Below are 14,328 nucleotides of genomic sequence, written 5' to 3' on the forward strand. Positions count from 1 at the left end.
ATACTTTTCTATATCCCGAAGGAGTGCACAATCATGAATGCGAGGCGGAGCGGCGGCCAATACAGTGATCAAAACTGGCTGCGATCCTTTATGTTTACGCTGTACGGCACCAGTGTGCTGGTTGTTTCTTATTTCCCGTTATTTTATGCCCACCTGGGCTTCAGCAGTCCGCAAATGGGTCTGCTCTACTCTGTAGGCCCGTTAATCTCAATTCTCTCTAACCTGTTCTGGAGTATGATGAGTGACCGGCTGGGTACCGTCCGTAAGATTATGGCCCTCCTGCTTGGAGGCCAGCTGATTACCGCCATTATTCTGGCCAGAGCCAACGATTTTTCTAGTGTCATGCTTATTTTGTCCTTTTTCTATTTCTTCTATTACCCTGTCTTTCCGCTGGCAGATACGATGGCTATCAAAATAGCCCAGCGCCACGGTCGGAATTTCATCGCCATCCGTGTATTCGGCTCACTCGGATACTCCTTCTTCGCCCTTACAATCGGCTATGTACTCAGAACGCTGGGACCTCAGTACAGCGTAGCGATTTGTATTGTCATTGTCGTAACCGCGCTGCTGATTACGATTGGGCTGAAGGATGTGAAGCGAACCGAAGCGGCACCGCTCTCTGTAGACAAGGAATCTACGGACAAACCGCTGAAGGGCTCCGGACTCCGGGAGATTCTGCTGCAAAAGGAAGTGCTGTGGTTCTTCGGCTCTGTCTTCCTGCTTGCCATCGGCTACCGGATGAACGAGGCCTTTCTGACGATCAGCCTCAAGGGCATGAATGCAGGGGATGAAATCGTGGGCTGGGCACTGCTGGCTTCTGCGCTCAGTGAGATCCCAATCTTCTTCCTGCTCAGCAGATATGGCGACAAGTTCAAGGAGCTGCCGCTGCTCGCTTTTGCCAGCCTGATGTTCACGCTGCGCTTTCTGTTTATGTCGCTGGCGCAGGAGCCGGGTACCGTGGTTGCGATTCAAGCCATGCACAGTATTTCGTTCGGCATCTATTATGTAACCGCCGTCCGCTACATCACACGGATCATCCCTGATCATCTGCGGGCAACCGGAATGGCCCTCTTCACCGTCGTATGGTCCAGCGGCGCAGGTCTGCTCAGCGGCACCTTCGGAGGGCTGATCTACCAGGATGCGGGCCGGATTGTATTCTATCTGGTCGCTGCCGGCTTCTCGGTTCTGGCCTTCATCGGCTTCCTGTCCAAGCATCTGATGGACCTCGGGGGCGGCGCAGACCGCCCGCTAAGAAACAAAAGTAGGACCCCGCTCTGAGTGATTACGGGCGGGAGATCTAAAAAAACGGATAAGATTACCTTCGCGCGAGCACAATGTATGCTGTTTTTCGCATACATTCAGGCCGTGTGCCGCTGTACCAGCAGATTGTATTCGGTTTAAAGCAATTTACTCACACCTCAGCTGCAGGAAACTATAGTTTCCTAATATAATAAAAAAACACAGCCCCCGAAGGAACTGTGCTGCTCAAGCTGCCTGATGCTACTTATGCCAGTGCGTGCTAGATCAAATATATATATTGCGGCTGACAGAAGCTCTGCCTTGGCCGTATTTTATAATTTAACTACGTTCGCTGCCTGTGGACCACGGTTACCGTCAGTAACATCGAACTCTACCGCTTGGCCTTCGTCCAAAGTCTTGAATCCGTCGCCTTGAATTGCTGAGAAGTGAACGAATACATCTTCGCCGCCTTCAACTTGAAGGAAACCATAACCTTTTTCTGCGTTAAACCATTTTACTGTACCTTTCAAATGAACAACCTCCTAAAAATACCGCCATATATGGCGTATGCTTACATTATACTCTTTCTATACTTGTAAAGCAATCCATCTTTTCCCTGATTTCATGATTTAATTTGCTTTTCTCTTCTCCGGTGCGTTATCATTGACCCAAAAGCCAAAAATCGCCAGGGTGGTAATGATAATGATCAAAAAACATGAAATATACAAAACAGACAAATGGAACATGATGACGGTGGAGGTTCAGGGACGCTATATTATCCTTCGTGAAATCTCCGACCAATGGGGGGAAGAAACGCATACCTTCATGAGCCGTCCGGCTATGATGCAGTGGGTGAACAACCGCTTCAATAAAGAATCCTACAAGGATAATGAAGAAGAGTACAAGAATATCATCGCCGCCTTCAAACAGGTGTAGTCGGGCATGGATAACGAGAGTCTGGTCATCTATGTAATAGTAGTCCTGTGTCTGGGTGCCGTACTGATTATGAGCAAGGACAAAATGCCCCCGCGCATGAACCGCGGGATGGCATTGACCGCAGTGATTATGATTGCGCTGGCTTTTGTCTTCATTATTTATAGCCTGCTCACATAACTTCATCTGTAAGCACACTTATGATTTAATAAACATGAATTGGCAGGGCATACTAAGCAGACTTTGAGAATCAGGAGGCTGCCGTCATGTCCGTTACCGCCAAATCTCTCCCGCTCCTGCTTGCGCTCAGCCTGCTGCAAGGAACTCTGTCCTCAGCGCTCCCGCAGGCGGTGAGCAGCCCAGCCGCATCCCATCTACCGAGGAGGATTTCTATGGAACAATTACCTAAGAGAAGTGAAGTGCCCGCCGAGAACCGCTGGAAGCTTGAAGATATGTTTGCTTCAGAGGAGCAGTGGGATGCCGAATATAAGGAAGTGAAGGCGCTCATTACAAGCGCTGCCTCCTTCCAAGGGAAGCTGGATTCTCCCGATGCCCTGAAGAAATGCTTTGAGCTGGACGACAAGCTGTCCCTGCTGACTGAACGTCTCTATGTCTATGCGCATATGCGCCAGGATGAGGATACAGCGGCTCCGAAGTACCAGGCTCTCTCCTCTAAGGCCAAGAAGCTTGGCGTTGAAGCGGGTGAAGCTCTTTCTTTTGTCACACCTGAGATTCTGGCCCTGCCTGACGCAACGCTGGACCAGTTCATCGCCGACCCTTCGCTCTCCGACTACACCTTCACCTTGACTGAGATGAAACGTGAGAAGGCCCATGTCCTGTCCAAAGCGGAAGAGGCCCTGCTGGCTCAGGTCAGCACGATCGCCCAGGCCCCGCAGACTGTATTCAGCATGCTGAATAATGCGGATCTGAAGTTCCCGAAGATTAAGAACGAAGAAGGCAAGGAAGTCGAGCTGACGCACGGAAGCTATATTCAATTCCTCGAAAGCCCGGACCGTGAGGTCCGCAAGAACGCCTTCAAAGCGGTCTACGAAACTTACAGCAAGCAAAAGAACACGATTGCCGCCACGCTGAGCGCGAATGTGAATAAGAATGTCTTTTACTCCCGTGTGCGCAAATACCCTTCCGTGCTGGAAATGTCGCTCTACGGCGACAATATTCCGAAGGAAGTCTACACGAATCTGATCGATACGATTCACGAGAGTCTGCCGCTGATGCACCGTTATATGAAGCTGCGCCAGAAGCTGCTCGGGGTAGATGAGCTACATATGTATGACTTGTTCGCTCCGCTCGTGGACGAATATAAGCTGGATATTACTTTTGACGAGGCTAAGAAGATTACCAAGGAAGGCCTGAAGCCGCTTGGCGAGGACTACCTGAGTGTTCTGCAGGAAGGCTATGACAAAGGCTGGATCGATGTCTACGAAAACGAGAACAAACGCTCCGGCGCATACAGCTGGGGGGCTTACGGCACCCATCCTTTCGTGCTGCTGAACCATAACGATAATCTGAACAGCATGTTCACACTGGCGCATGAAATGGGTCACGCCCTGCATTCCTACTATTCGGACACGGCGCTGAAATACCGGGACGCGCAGTACACTATTTTCCTGGCGGAGGTTGCTTCTACTACCAATGAGGCGCTGCTGATGGATTACCTGCTGAACAAATCCACAGACCCGAAGGAAAAAATGTACCTGCTTACCTATTATGCCGACCAGTTCCGCACTACCGTATTCCGGCAGACGATGTTCGCTGAATTCGAGAAAATCATTCACCAGCGCGCCGAAGAAGGCGAATCGCTCACACCGCAGGATCTCTCTTCCATCTACTATGATCTGAATGTCAAGTATTACGGCAAGGATATGGTGATCGATCAGGATATTGAGATGGAGTGGGCACGGATTCCGCATTTCTATAACAGCTTCTATGTCTATAAATATGCTACCGGCTTCTCGGCGGCGACGAGCTTCGCCAAGCAGATCCTAGAGGAAGGAAAACCGGCGGTTGACCGTTACCTCGGCTTCCTGAAGAGCGGCGGCAGCGATTATTCCATTAACATTCTGAGCAAGGCCGGGGTGGATATGTCGTCTCCTGAACCGATCCGTGAAGCCATGAGCGTATTTGAGAGCGTCATTGAGCAGATGGAGCAGTTGACCAAATGAGGCAGAAAGCTTAGTATTACAGTAATCCCTTGCCCTCTGCGGGCAGGGGATTTGTATTGTCATTGATCCTGAGGAGGAAAATATATGAAATTTCAATGGTCACTTATATTAGGTTTATTTTTTGCACTGCTGACAGCTGTATTCGCAGTAATGAATGTCGATACGGTTCCGGTGAATTTCGGCTTTGACGTGGTCAGCATCCCGCTAATTCTCGTCATCCTTGGCTGTGCGCTGATTGGCGGTGTGGTGGTGGGTTCGTACGGGATTTTCCGCCAGTATAAGCTGCAGAAGCAGATCAAGAGCCTGAATGCCGAGCTTGCCAAGCTGCGTGACGCGGGAAGTATTAATATGGAGCCTATCCCTGCTGAGAGTGCCCCTTTTACTCCAGAAGGATCATCCCAGCTGTAATTCATAGACGAATAGGAGGAACTATCCTTGCTTAACATCCAGCCCAATGAAGAATATATCCTGAATCTGCTCAAAAAACTGCTCGACACCCCAAGCCCCAGCGGCTTCACCACCCAGGTTATGGCTCTGGTGGCCGAAGAAGCGGCAGCGCTGGGTATTCCGCTTACCTGGAATGAAAAAGGCGGCGCGATGCTGGGCGTACCCGGACTCGATCCTTCGCGTACGATCGGCATCAGTGCCCATGTGGATACACTCGGTGCCATGGTCCGCTCCATTAAGTCAAACGGTACCCTCCGCTTAACCTCTGTAGGCGGATTCAGCATGAACAGCATTGAGAATGAATATTGTATCATCCATACCCGCAGCGGATTAACTTATACCGGTACGATCCTGACCAGTCATCCTTCTGTGCATGTGTATGCCGATGCCCGTGATTTCAAGCGTTCGGAAGAGAATATGGAGATCCGGATTGATGAGCTGGTCTCCACCAAGGATGATGTGCTGAAGCTGGGGATTTCGGTCGGTGACTATATTTCGTTCGATGCAAGGGCAGTGCTTACCCCCAGCGGATATATCAAATCCCGTCATCTGGACGACAAAGCCAGCGTTGCTGCCTTATTCGGACTGCTGGAGAGCATCCGGCGCGAAGGCTGGAAGCCGCTGCACAACCTGTCCCTGCTCATCTCCAACTATGAAGAAGTTGGTCACGGCGCTGCCTGGATTCCGGGTGAGATCAATGAGATGATCGCTGTGGACATGGGCGCGATGGGCGATGACCTCAGCTGCAAGGAGACGGATGTCTCCATCTGTGCCAAGGACTCCTCCGGCCCGTATGATTACGCCATGACCAGCCGCATGATCGAGCTGGCGAACGGTCTGGCGATTCCATTCGCGGTCGATATCTATCCGCAATACGGCTCCGACGCCTCTGCTGCCCTGCGCGGCGGGAACAACATCCGGGCCGCACTGATCGGACCGGGCGTACACGCCTCCCACTCCATGGAACGTACCCACAAGCAAGCTGTGCTTAATACGGCTAAGCTGCTGGCGGCTTATGTTGGGGCGAATTGATAGGGCGTCGCAGTTAAGGATTCTGGCTATAGGAGCGCTGCTGATGGTAAGCGCGCTCCTCTTTGCTGTGTTCCCGCTTACAGGTACAAGCAAGCGGGAGGTCTTCTCTGGCCTCCCGCATAACTATACCTATCGGGAAGCCGAAGGTCCAGGCGGGGTTCAGCTGCATATGCTGTCGCTGAACCCGGAGGATGTAATACTACGGCGCGCAGGCTTGCCGCTGCGTCAGATTGCCGCCTATGGGATCAATGGCGGCTTCTTTTACGGCGATGACCTGTTGTCCATCGCCATCATGAACGACCAGCCCGTGAACAGCGAAGCCCGCAGCTACGGTTCTGGCTGGTTCAACGCGAAGTATGCGCGTGGAACGCTGGTCTGGGACGGTGCTGCGGGAGTGCTCAGCGTACAGGTTGCCGCCTCTGGCGGCGACCTGGCCGTGAGCGACCGCAGCAATTACTGGGCGCAGGGCGGGATCAGCATGAACCTGCAGCATGAAGAGCTGTGGGAGGCGGCTGCGAACGCAGAGCATTTGCCCTATGAGGGTGAGCGGCGCCTGCGCTCCGGGCTGGTCTATGACCAGTCGGGGAAGCTCTGGCTGCTCGTCACGAATTCGCTCTGCACGGCGGCGGAATTCCGCGCCGCCGTGCAGGTGACCGTCCCGGGCGAGGGGCGGGAAGGGATCTTCCTCGACGGAGACGGCTCATCGCAGATGAATGCAGACGAGGCGGTACTGACCGGCGATTCACGGCCAGTCGTGCAGATGATTGCCGTGGCGGGCGGCAAATAGCCATGGCGGGTCATGCTCTACAGCAGTAGCCGCTGGAGTGAATCGCTGAAGTTGGACGGGGACAGTCACTCACTTATTCTCATAACAGCGAGATACAGAGTACCAAAAAGGCAGCACCAGCTCGTTTAGATAACTGGTGCTGCCTTTTTAGTTGATCATGGTGATAAAATGAGTCAAAAATTACTTGACCAGGCCGAAATGTTGCAATTATTGCAACCCTGCCGTCCGAACACTTGCACATTAGAGTAGATTCCTGCATGAAATACAACAATTATCCTGCCAATCCGCTCTGGAATCGGGTAATGCTGCTTTTTGTACAACAATAGCGGATTAGGGCTGCGATGACGAGTGAGAAATTGCATTTTGGGCAGGATTTCTGCATAACCCTCTGACTTTGCAGCTGATTCTGCGTGGTGTTACTTACCCGCGATTTTCTCCGCCCAGCTCCTTCTTCCTTCCAGGATTACCCGGTTAAGGCCATACCTGCTCCAGCTTGTCCGCATAGTACTTAATAGCCTTGCGGTAATCCTGGATACCGGGATCAGCGGATGTATCCGCAAGCATCGTAAGCAGCAGCTCCATGGCTTCGGTGTGAGCACCGAGATTATGCAGCGTCATGGCCAGAAAAGCCTTGAACTCAGCACGCTGCGGGAATTCAAGCGCACCCTGCTCCAGCAGCGCACGGGACTCTGTATACTGCCCCAGCGTCCGGTACGTGCTGCCCAGGCCCAGCATCGCGCCTGCCTTCTGCTCCGCATCTGGAAGCCCCAGGGCAAGACTCTGCTCGTAATAGGATACCGCCTCGCGCTCCAAGCCCAGCACATCATGCGTCCATGCCAGCTGATAAAGCAGCTCGGCGTTGCTATCGTCTGCTGACAATAGCTCTAGCAGCATGGTTCTTGCTTGTTCAGCCCGGCCAGAGGAACGGAGCTGTACAGCAGCTTCTATTGTATGAGTCACAGTAACCGTTCCCTCCTTCTACACGTTGTTACTTACCCGCCATCTTCTCCCTCAGCTCATTAAGATAGGTCCAGCGCTCCATCGGATGGGTTACAGCACTGCCCCCTCCTTCTGCACGGTTACTTACCGGCAATTTTCTCCGCCAGCTCATTAAGATATGTCCAGCGCTCCATCGGATGGGTTACAGCACTGTCCCTCCTTCTGCACGGTTACTTACCGGCAATCTTCTCCGCCAGCTCATTGAGATAGGTCCAGCGCTCCATCAGGCGCTCCAGCTCTGCCTCGGCCTGACGCTGCTTCTCCACCAGCTCCTGGAGTCTGCCGGAGTCGGCAAAGGCCGCTTCCATCTGTGCCGAGATGTCTGTCAGATGCTGCTCCGCCTGTTCAATGGCCTCGTCGATACCCTCGTACTCGCGCTGCTCCTTGAAGGTGAATTTCAGCTTCTCGCGCGGCGCTGACCCGGCCTGTGCATTCCCGCCCTGCTCAGCAGCCGCAGAATTAGCCCCGCTGGCGCTGCGGCCGGAGCCGCCTTCTGCCTTGCCGGAGTTCCCGCTGCCGGACGGGACATTCTTCGCCAGCCACTCTTCATATTCGCTATAGTCCCCGACATGCAGGCGGATGCCCCCATCCTCGAAGGCAATCAGCTTATCCACGGTACGATCCAGGAAGTAGCGGTCATGCGATACGGTGAAGACTACGCCGGGGAATTCATCGAGGTAATCCTCCAGTACAGCGAGTGTGCCGATATCCAGATCATTCGTCGGCTCATCGAGCAGCAGCACGTTCGGCGCTCCCATGAGGACACGCAGCAGATACAGTCGTCTTTTCTCGCCTCCGGACAGCTTGGAGATTGGCGTCCACTGCATCGCGGGCGGGAACAGGAAGCGCTCCAGCATTTGCCCGGCGGTGATGACACTGCCGTCTGCGGTCTTGATGATCTCTGCTTCTTCCTTCACATACTCGATCGCCCGCAGGCTGAGATCCATGTCCTGATGCTCCTGGGTGAAATAACCCAGCTTCACGGTCGTACCGAGCTGTACCTCGCCGCTGTCCGGTGTAAGCTTACCGGCAATCAGGTTAAGCAGCGTAGATTTACCGCTGCCGTTCTTGCCGACAATCCCCACGCGGTCCTGCGGCACAGCAATATAATTCAGATCCTTGATTAAGGTTCGGCCGTCCAGCGATTTGGTGAGATCCTGAATCTCAATGATTTTGCGGCCCAGTCTTGTGGAGGCCACAGAGATATCCATAGATGACGCCGATGCGCCTCCCGTGCTCTCCTTGAGCTTCTCGAAGCGGTCGATCCGCGCCTTCTGCTTCGTGGAACGGGCCTTAGCCCCGCGGCGAATCCAGGCCAGCTCGGTGCGCAGCAGATTCTTGCGCTTCTGCTCGGCCGAAGCCTCCCGTTCTTCACGGTCTGCCTTCAGCTCCAGGAACCGCGAATAGTTCGCTTCATACCGGTACAGATTCCCGCCGTCCAGCTCAAGCATTACACTGGCTACGCGTTCCAGGAAATAACGGTCATGCGTTACCATCAGGAGCGCCCCGCGCCGCTTCTGCAGATACTGCTCCAGCCAGGCTACGGAATCCGTGTCAATATGGTTGGTAGGCTCATCCAGAATCAGCAGCTCCGACGGTGTAATCAGTGCCGCTGCCAGCGCTACGCGCTTGCGCTGTCCACCGGAGAGGCTCTCCATCCGGGCATCGAACCGGGTAATCCCCAGCTTCGTGAGGACAGTCTTGGCCTCACTCTCCAGCTGCCAGGTGCCGGCGGCGTCGATGGCCTGCCCAATCCGGACAAGCCTGCTCTCCAGCCCTGAATCTCCCGGATTCTGCTCCAGAAGAGACATAACCTCCATATATTCCCGCATGGTCGCAAGCTCCGGGTCCTCTCCGGCAAATACCTGCTGCAGGACTGTATTTCCAGGCTCGTAAGGCGGATTCTGGGCCAGAAACTGCACCCGCACATCATTGCCGATACTAATCTGCCCTTCATCTGCTGTATCAAGCCCGGCGATAATCTTCAAAAAGGTTGATTTTCCCGTGCCGTTGACGCCAATTACGCCTATCTTATCCCTGTCGTCCATGCCGAAGGAGGCATCACGGAACAGGGTTTTCTCCCCGTAGCTCTTGGAGAGGTGTTCCACTGTCATAATATTCATCAGTTGTCCTCGCTTGCCTTATATTTTGAAACCGGAACTTAGCTGTACTCCCTTAAGATTCAGCTTCGGCAGGGAAATCCCCTGGCGCCGAATCCAGGCTGCCCAGTGCCCCTGTGATAAAGAGCCTGGCCGCAAACTTCGCCCGCTTATCCGCATCTGCCTCGGCAAACTCAGGGTCGAACAGGATATCCATCTTGAGACGGTCCAGAATCCCGATATACGACTGCGCCATCAGCTCCGGCTCGGTAGCCCCGCCTTCCAGCAGCACCTTCACTACAGCCTGCATATAGGCTTCCATGAACTGTGCCATATAAGCCACCAGCTCAGGATTATTGTTAGGCGCACGGAAGAACAGCTTCGTATGTTGCTTGCGCTCATAGTAATAGAACAGATGATGCTCTGCAATAACGGAGAGCTTGTCTGTCAATGTAGAGCGGTTCCTCAGCTTGCTCTCAAGCTGTTCAAGGAAGCCTTCACAATCGCGGCGGGTAACCGCCATGAAGAGCTCCTCTTTGCTTTTAAAATATAAATAGACCGTTCCCTTGGCAATCCCCGCACGTTCGGCCACTTCCGACATCTTCGTCTCATAAAAGCCGCCTGAACCGAAAAGCTCATAAGCGGCATCCAGAATAGCTGCATGTTTGTCTACGGATGCACTGCTCAACGGTTCACCTCCCAACCCATAGAATCCAGCATGTTACCGGATAGTGCAACGGCCAGCTTAATTCTCAGGCCCGTCCTTATCCTATGTAACTGATATAACTGACCAGCAGCGCAACAGCACCGCCTATTATAGAACTTACAGCATTTACAGTATCATTGTCCATCCAGCGCCAGCCCCTGGCGTATTCCGTAGGCTTACTGCAGTGCGTAGAGGCTTCGACCTCGCGGCCGCAGACCGTACAGCGGTTCATCCGTTGCACGGTAGCACCCAAGACCGAGTCGGCAAAAGCTCCCGCAAGCCCGCCCAGCAGTCCGGCCAGCACCAGCAGCCAGAAGGCATGGGGCGTCATGCCGGAGGCCGCCCGCAGCACCCAGGAGGCCGCGCCGATGAGCGCCCCTCCTGCCGCTGCGGCCAGCGTCCCGGGCAGGGATACACCGCCGGAGGTGCCTGCCTGGAGCACTTTCCCGGTCAACACCGACCGGGGAGGCTTCCGGGCCAGCGTGCCGATCTCTGTCGCCCATGTATCCGAGGTCACGGTAGCCATCACCCCGATGAACAGGAAGCCCCAGAGCTCCAGCGGATAGATCGCGTTCAGCAGAACAGCCAGCATCCCGAGACCGCCGTTGGCGAAGACCTGGCCCGCATCGCGGCGTCCGGTTTTATCATACGTGGCTTCCAGCTCTGCCTTATTCTCATGATGCAGCTTCGACAGCACCGTCGAGGAGATGAAGAACACCAGCAGGATACCGAACCAGAACAGATTCCCCGCCCCAAAGTAGATCGTCCCCATGACCACCGCCGCCACCATCCCTGAGAAGCTAAGCGACTGCTTCCAGTAAGCGGCCCCGGCGACCAGCAGCGCACCGCAGGCTCCGATCAGCCATTGCAGCACTTCAAGTCCTGAGAGCATCGCCTTAACCGATCAGGCAAGTGCCCATGAGGCGTTCGCCCCAGAACAGCTCGAACGAATCGCCCGTCACTACCGGACCTACCCCGGCGGGGGTTCCAGTGAAAATAATATCGTCCTTGCCCAGCCCGTAGCGGGCGGCAATGAATTCAACGATTTTTTGCAGGGAGAAAATCATGTTCTTCACGTTCCCGCGTTGAACCTCAATTCCGTTCTTGCGGACGGTGAAGTCGGTGGCCTCCAGTTCCTCTTCTTCAGGCAATGCCATGTACGGGGTCAGCGGAGCCGCGTTCTTGAAGCCCTTGGCGGCTGTCCACGGCAGCCCCTTCTTCTGCAGATCATTGTGCACATCACGGAGCGTGAAGTCGAGGCCCAGCGCCATCACATCCACCAGCTCCTGCACACTCATCCCCGGCACGTAATCACGCGCAATGCGCAGCACCAGTTCCCCCTCGTAATGAATCAGTCCGGCGTCCTTGGGCAGGTGGATGATCGCTTTATCCAGGGCCACGGCAGCATGAGACGGCTTCAGGAAAATCAGCGGCTCGGCAGGCACCTTGTTGCCCAGCTCCTCCGCATGTAATTGATAGTTGCGTCCTACACAGTATACATTATTGACCGAACTGCTCATTGTTCCTTCAGCTCTCTTCCTCTATAAATTTGTGTGCTTACAGCAGCCTGTTCAAGCCTTCAAAAAGAGTTCGCCCCAAATATCCGGACGGTTGGTACAGATCATAATATCGGAATGCATCTCTGACAGGCGGCGCATGTCCTTGCCTTTGTTCACAGTCCAGGCCATAATCCGAACCCCCCGTTCAATCAGGGATTGCGCCAGCACCGGGCTCAGCCGGTCGAAGCTGATGGACAGGAAGGAGCAGCCCAGCTCATTCATCTTGCCTGCCGGATTGCCGGACCTGGAGTCATAGATGAGCCCCGTATGGAACCGCGCGTCCAGCTCCTTGATCCGCCGCAATACACCGGCATCGAACGAGGTCAGCACCACTTCCTCGCGCATTCCCCTGGCATTCACCAGGTCAATGACCTTCTGCTCCAGGCCGGGATACATCTCCCCCACCGTCTTCAGTTCAATGTTCAGCCGCAGCCTGCCTGACGCCAGTGCGAGCACCTCTTCCAGGGAGGGCACCCGCTCTCCGCGAAAAGCACGCCCCCTCCAGCTCCCCGCATCCAGCCGCCGAATGTGTTCATACTCCATATTCTTCACCTTGCCGTGTCCGTTGGTCGTGCGGTCCAGGGAATAATCATGGATGACTACAGGCACCCCGTCCTTCGTCAGCTGCACATCAATCTCTATCCAGCGTACAAAAGGCAGCGCAATCGCCATCCGCACGGCAGCCAGTGTATTCTCAGGTGCTTTGCCGGAAAAACCGCGGTGGGCTACACACATATTATTCATCATTGTACGCACCTCCGGCTATTTCACCGCTTGGATCACAGTGCCGTCATTGCGGACCTTGATCAGGCCGGAAGAAATAGACTGTATTCTGTGCAGCAGCAGCTGCCCGTCGGCATCATTCATCGGCACCGGCTGCGCCAGCTCGGCATCCATCGGCTTCAGCTTAAGCGAGCATTGCCCCTGCTTGCTGCATTCCGCCTGGAATACCGCCGTCTCCCAAGTAGCCGGGATGGAACCGCGTGTGAAAATAAAGTTGCCTGTGCTGTAGGCGATCCACTTGCCTTTGTACGGCTCAATGCCCTGCAGCACATGCGGATGACCGCCCATCACAAGATCCGCTCCGGCATCGATGAAGCTATGCCCTAGCGCCTGCTGGGTCTTATCATACTGCTCCATCCGCTCGCGCCCCCAGTGGACGACGACGACGACAACATCGGCCTTTTGCTTGGCTGCGGCAATCACCTTGAGCGCTTCCGCACTGTCATACACTGAAGCAAGGCCAGGCTTGCCCGCTTCTGCCTTCCATTCAATCACCGGCATCACCCGTGTGAAGCCCAGCAGGGCAATCTTAATTCCATTACGTTCAAAATACTGCGCCGAATACGCCTCCTGGCTGTTCCGCCCTGCCCCTACATGAGGGATTCCGCGTTCGCCCAAATGCTTCAGGGTGTCGAGCAGACCTTCCTCCCCCTGATCCAGCGTGTGGTTGTTAGCCAGATTGACAGCATCCACACCGGCGGCTTTGAGCGCATCGAGTGCTTTCGGCGGACCCTTGAACACAAACTGCTTGTTCTTGGCCCCAACCCCGCGTGTAGTAATCGGAGTTTCCAGATTGACTACCGTCAGGTCATCCTTCTTGAACATTCCATCCAGCGCGCTGTAGGAATAATCGTAGCCCTTCTGCTCCAGCAGCGCGCCTGCTTTTCCGCTGAAGATGATATCTCCGGCAAAGCTCAGCTTCACCATCTTGCCGGTGGTGTTCTCCGGTAAGCCGGAGACCAGTCCGCCGGTGTTGCCCGCTGCGGAAGGTGTGGCCTGCGGTGCATCCGTAGCTTCCGCCTGATCTGCCGGTGCTGGAGAAGGTGCAGTGGTTGCCGTAGGTACAGCTGTTGCCGCAGGCATTGGTGAAGCCTCCGGTGTCTCCTCCGGAGCAGGCTCAGCAGTGGCTGTAGCCTCTGACCCTGGAGCTTCTTCTGTAGAGACGGCTTCCGTAGGAACTGCCGCCGTTGCAGCAGCTTCCGGCGAAGGCGAGGTAACGAGCGCCGCCGGCGGAGCAGCAGAGCCCTGCTGGTCCTTGTCGTCCATGAATGAATAAGCGAGCGCAGCGGTAATCAGCAGCAGCAACGCCACATTGACCCACGCCCATACCCTTCTGCGCCGCCGCCTGCTATGTTGTCGCTTGCCTTGTCTATTGCCTGATCTCGGCGGATACATGAGTGCAAGTAATCTCCTTTACCCTTAAAGTGTTTCTATTATAGCATATCTATCAGCTGCCGCTCCAAGCCGGGAACGGAGCCTTTCATAAATAACCCCGCAAAGTGGGGCTTTAGCTTCGGGTGATGACTCAGGTACTTTGCGGGGGCCCATATCTAAAAAAGGT

At 54.7% G+C, this 14,328-nt stretch carries 16 protein-coding genes; 7 read left to right on the plus strand and 9 right to left on the minus strand.

Annotated features, from left to right (window positions below; genetic code table 11):
• Positions 1–33 precede the first annotated feature (33 nt).
• The gene (locus NST04_RS25460; protein WP_341186702.1) at positions 34–1,278 is read left to right on the plus strand and encodes an MFS transporter; all 1,245 of its coding nucleotides are present in this window, start codon (positions 34–36) and stop codon (positions 1,276–1,278) included.
• Between the two features lie 293 nt (positions 1,279–1,571).
• Here the strand turns inward: NST04_RS25460 and NST04_RS25465 are convergent, their stop codons facing one another.
• On the minus strand, positions 1,572–1,769 hold the full coding sequence (locus NST04_RS25465) for a cold shock domain-containing protein (protein WP_036725228.1): 198 nt from the start codon (positions 1,767–1,769) through the stop codon (positions 1,572–1,574).
• 172 nt (positions 1,770–1,941) lie between these two features.
• Between NST04_RS25465 and NST04_RS25470 the strand changes: the two genes are divergently transcribed.
• From NST04_RS25470 to NST04_RS25495, 6 genes are all read left to right on the plus strand, one after another.
• The gene (locus NST04_RS25470; protein ID WP_036702226.1) at positions 1,942–2,175 is read left to right on the plus strand and encodes a hypothetical protein; all 234 of its coding nucleotides are present in this window, start codon (positions 1,942–1,944) and stop codon (positions 2,173–2,175) included.
• 6 nt (positions 2,176–2,181) lie between these two features.
• Positions 2,182–2,352, plus strand: a complete 171-nt coding sequence (locus NST04_RS25475; RefSeq protein ID WP_341186703.1) for a hypothetical protein — start codon at positions 2,182–2,184, stop codon at positions 2,350–2,352.
• 212 nt (positions 2,353–2,564) lie between these two features.
• Entirely contained in the window at positions 2,565–4,355 is a 1,791-nt protein-coding gene (gene pepF, locus NST04_RS25480) for an oligoendopeptidase F (RefSeq protein WP_341186704.1), read from the plus strand.
• Positions 4,356–4,439: 84 nt separating this feature from the next.
• Positions 4,440–4,763, plus strand: a complete 324-nt coding sequence (locus NST04_RS25485) for a LapA family protein (protein ID WP_051494120.1) — start codon at positions 4,440–4,442, stop codon at positions 4,761–4,763.
• 27 nt (positions 4,764–4,790) lie between these two features.
• Positions 4,791–5,834 (plus strand): M42 family metallopeptidase, encoded by a 1,044-nt coding sequence (locus NST04_RS25490; RefSeq protein ID WP_341186705.1) that lies wholly within the window; start codon positions 4,791–4,793, stop codon positions 5,832–5,834.
• Complete coding sequence (locus tag NST04_RS25495; RefSeq protein WP_341186706.1) at positions 5,818–6,621, plus strand: hypothetical protein; 804 nt, start codon at positions 5,818–5,820, stop codon at positions 6,619–6,621. The genes NST04_RS25490 and NST04_RS25495 overlap by 17 nt, the downstream gene beginning before the upstream one ends.
• A 471-nt stretch (positions 6,622–7,092) precedes the next feature.
• Here the strand turns inward: NST04_RS25495 and NST04_RS25500 are convergent, their stop codons facing one another.
• The 8 genes from NST04_RS25500 to NST04_RS25535 all read right to left on the minus strand — a co-directional run bounded on the left by NST04_RS25500 (position 7,093) and on the right by NST04_RS25535 (position 14,162).
• Positions 7,093–7,581, minus strand: a complete 489-nt coding sequence (locus NST04_RS25500) for a tetratricopeptide repeat protein (protein WP_341186707.1) — start codon at positions 7,579–7,581, stop codon at positions 7,093–7,095.
• 28 nt (positions 7,582–7,609) lie between these two features.
• The gene (locus tag NST04_RS25505) at positions 7,610–7,732 is read right to left on the minus strand and encodes a hypothetical protein (RefSeq protein ID WP_341186708.1); all 123 of its coding nucleotides are present in this window, start codon (positions 7,730–7,732) and stop codon (positions 7,610–7,612) included.
• Positions 7,733–7,790: 58 nt separating this feature from the next.
• Positions 7,791–9,743, minus strand: a complete 1,953-nt coding sequence (locus NST04_RS25510) for an ABC-F family ATP-binding cassette domain-containing protein (protein WP_341186709.1) — start codon at positions 9,741–9,743, stop codon at positions 7,791–7,793.
• A 52-nt stretch (positions 9,744–9,795) separates the two neighbouring features.
• Positions 9,796–10,407, minus strand: coding sequence for a TetR/AcrR family transcriptional regulator (locus NST04_RS25515; protein WP_341186710.1), 612 nt, complete (start codon positions 10,405–10,407; stop codon positions 9,796–9,798).
• A 76-nt stretch (positions 10,408–10,483) separates the two neighbouring features.
• The gene (locus tag NST04_RS25520; RefSeq protein WP_341186840.1) at positions 10,484–11,296 is read right to left on the minus strand and encodes a DUF92 domain-containing protein; all 813 of its coding nucleotides are present in this window, start codon (positions 11,294–11,296) and stop codon (positions 10,484–10,486) included.
• Between the two features lie 25 nt (positions 11,297–11,321).
• Complete coding sequence (locus NST04_RS25525; protein WP_341186711.1) at positions 11,322–11,945, minus strand: fumarylacetoacetate hydrolase family protein; 624 nt, start codon at positions 11,943–11,945, stop codon at positions 11,322–11,324.
• 51 nt (positions 11,946–11,996) lie between these two features.
• Complete coding sequence (locus NST04_RS25530; RefSeq protein WP_341186841.1) at positions 11,997–12,728, minus strand: glycerophosphodiester phosphodiesterase; 732 nt, start codon at positions 12,726–12,728, stop codon at positions 11,997–11,999.
• 18 nt (positions 12,729–12,746) lie between these two features.
• Entirely contained in the window at positions 12,747–14,162 is a 1,416-nt protein-coding gene (locus tag NST04_RS25535; RefSeq protein ID WP_341186712.1) for a CapA family protein, read from the minus strand.
• Between the last annotated feature and the right edge of the window lie 166 nt (positions 14,163–14,328).

This window comes from Paenibacillus sp. FSL H7-0756 (genome assembly GCF_038006765.1).
Classification (GTDB): Bacteria; Bacillota; Bacilli; order Paenibacillales; family Paenibacillaceae; genus Paenibacillus_AQ.

What these genes read in the sequence shown, in the direction of transcription:
- NST04_RS25495 (WP_341186706.1), top strand. Translation starts at nt 5,818, where the DNA reads ATGTTGGGGCGAATTGATAGGGCGTCGCAGTTAAGGATTCTGGCTATA.
- NST04_RS25485 (WP_051494120.1), top strand. Translation starts at nt 4,440, where the DNA reads ATGAAATTTCAATGGTCACTTATATTAGGTTTATTTTTTGCACTGCTG.
- NST04_RS25460 (WP_341186702.1), top strand. Translation starts at nt 34, where the DNA reads ATGAATGCGAGGCGGAGCGGCGGCCAATACAGTGATCAAAACTGGCTG.
- NST04_RS25470 (WP_036702226.1), top strand. Translation starts at nt 1,942, where the DNA reads ATGATCAAAAAACATGAAATATACAAAACAGACAAATGGAACATGATG.
- NST04_RS25510 (WP_341186709.1), bottom strand. Translation starts at nt 9,743, where the DNA reads ATGAATATTATGACAGTGGAACACCTCTCCAAGAGCTACGGGGAGAAA.
- NST04_RS25530 (WP_341186841.1), bottom strand. Translation starts at nt 12,728, where the DNA reads ATGAATAATATGTGTGTAGCCCACCGCGGTTTTTCCGGCAAAGCACCT.
- NST04_RS25535 (WP_341186712.1), bottom strand. Translation starts at nt 14,162, where the DNA reads ATGTATCCGCCGAGATCAGGCAATAGACAAGGCAAGCGACAACATAGC.
- pepF (WP_341186704.1), top strand. Translation starts at nt 2,565, where the DNA reads ATGGAACAATTACCTAAGAGAAGTGAAGTGCCCGCCGAGAACCGCTGG.
- NST04_RS25475 (WP_341186703.1), top strand. Translation starts at nt 2,182, where the DNA reads ATGGATAACGAGAGTCTGGTCATCTATGTAATAGTAGTCCTGTGTCTG.
- NST04_RS25505 (WP_341186708.1), bottom strand. Translation starts at nt 7,732, where the DNA reads ATGAGCTGGCGGAGAAAATTGCCGGTAAGTAACCGTGCAGAAGGAGGG.
- NST04_RS25525 (WP_341186711.1), bottom strand. Translation starts at nt 11,945, where the DNA reads ATGAGCAGTTCGGTCAATAATGTATACTGTGTAGGACGCAACTATCAA.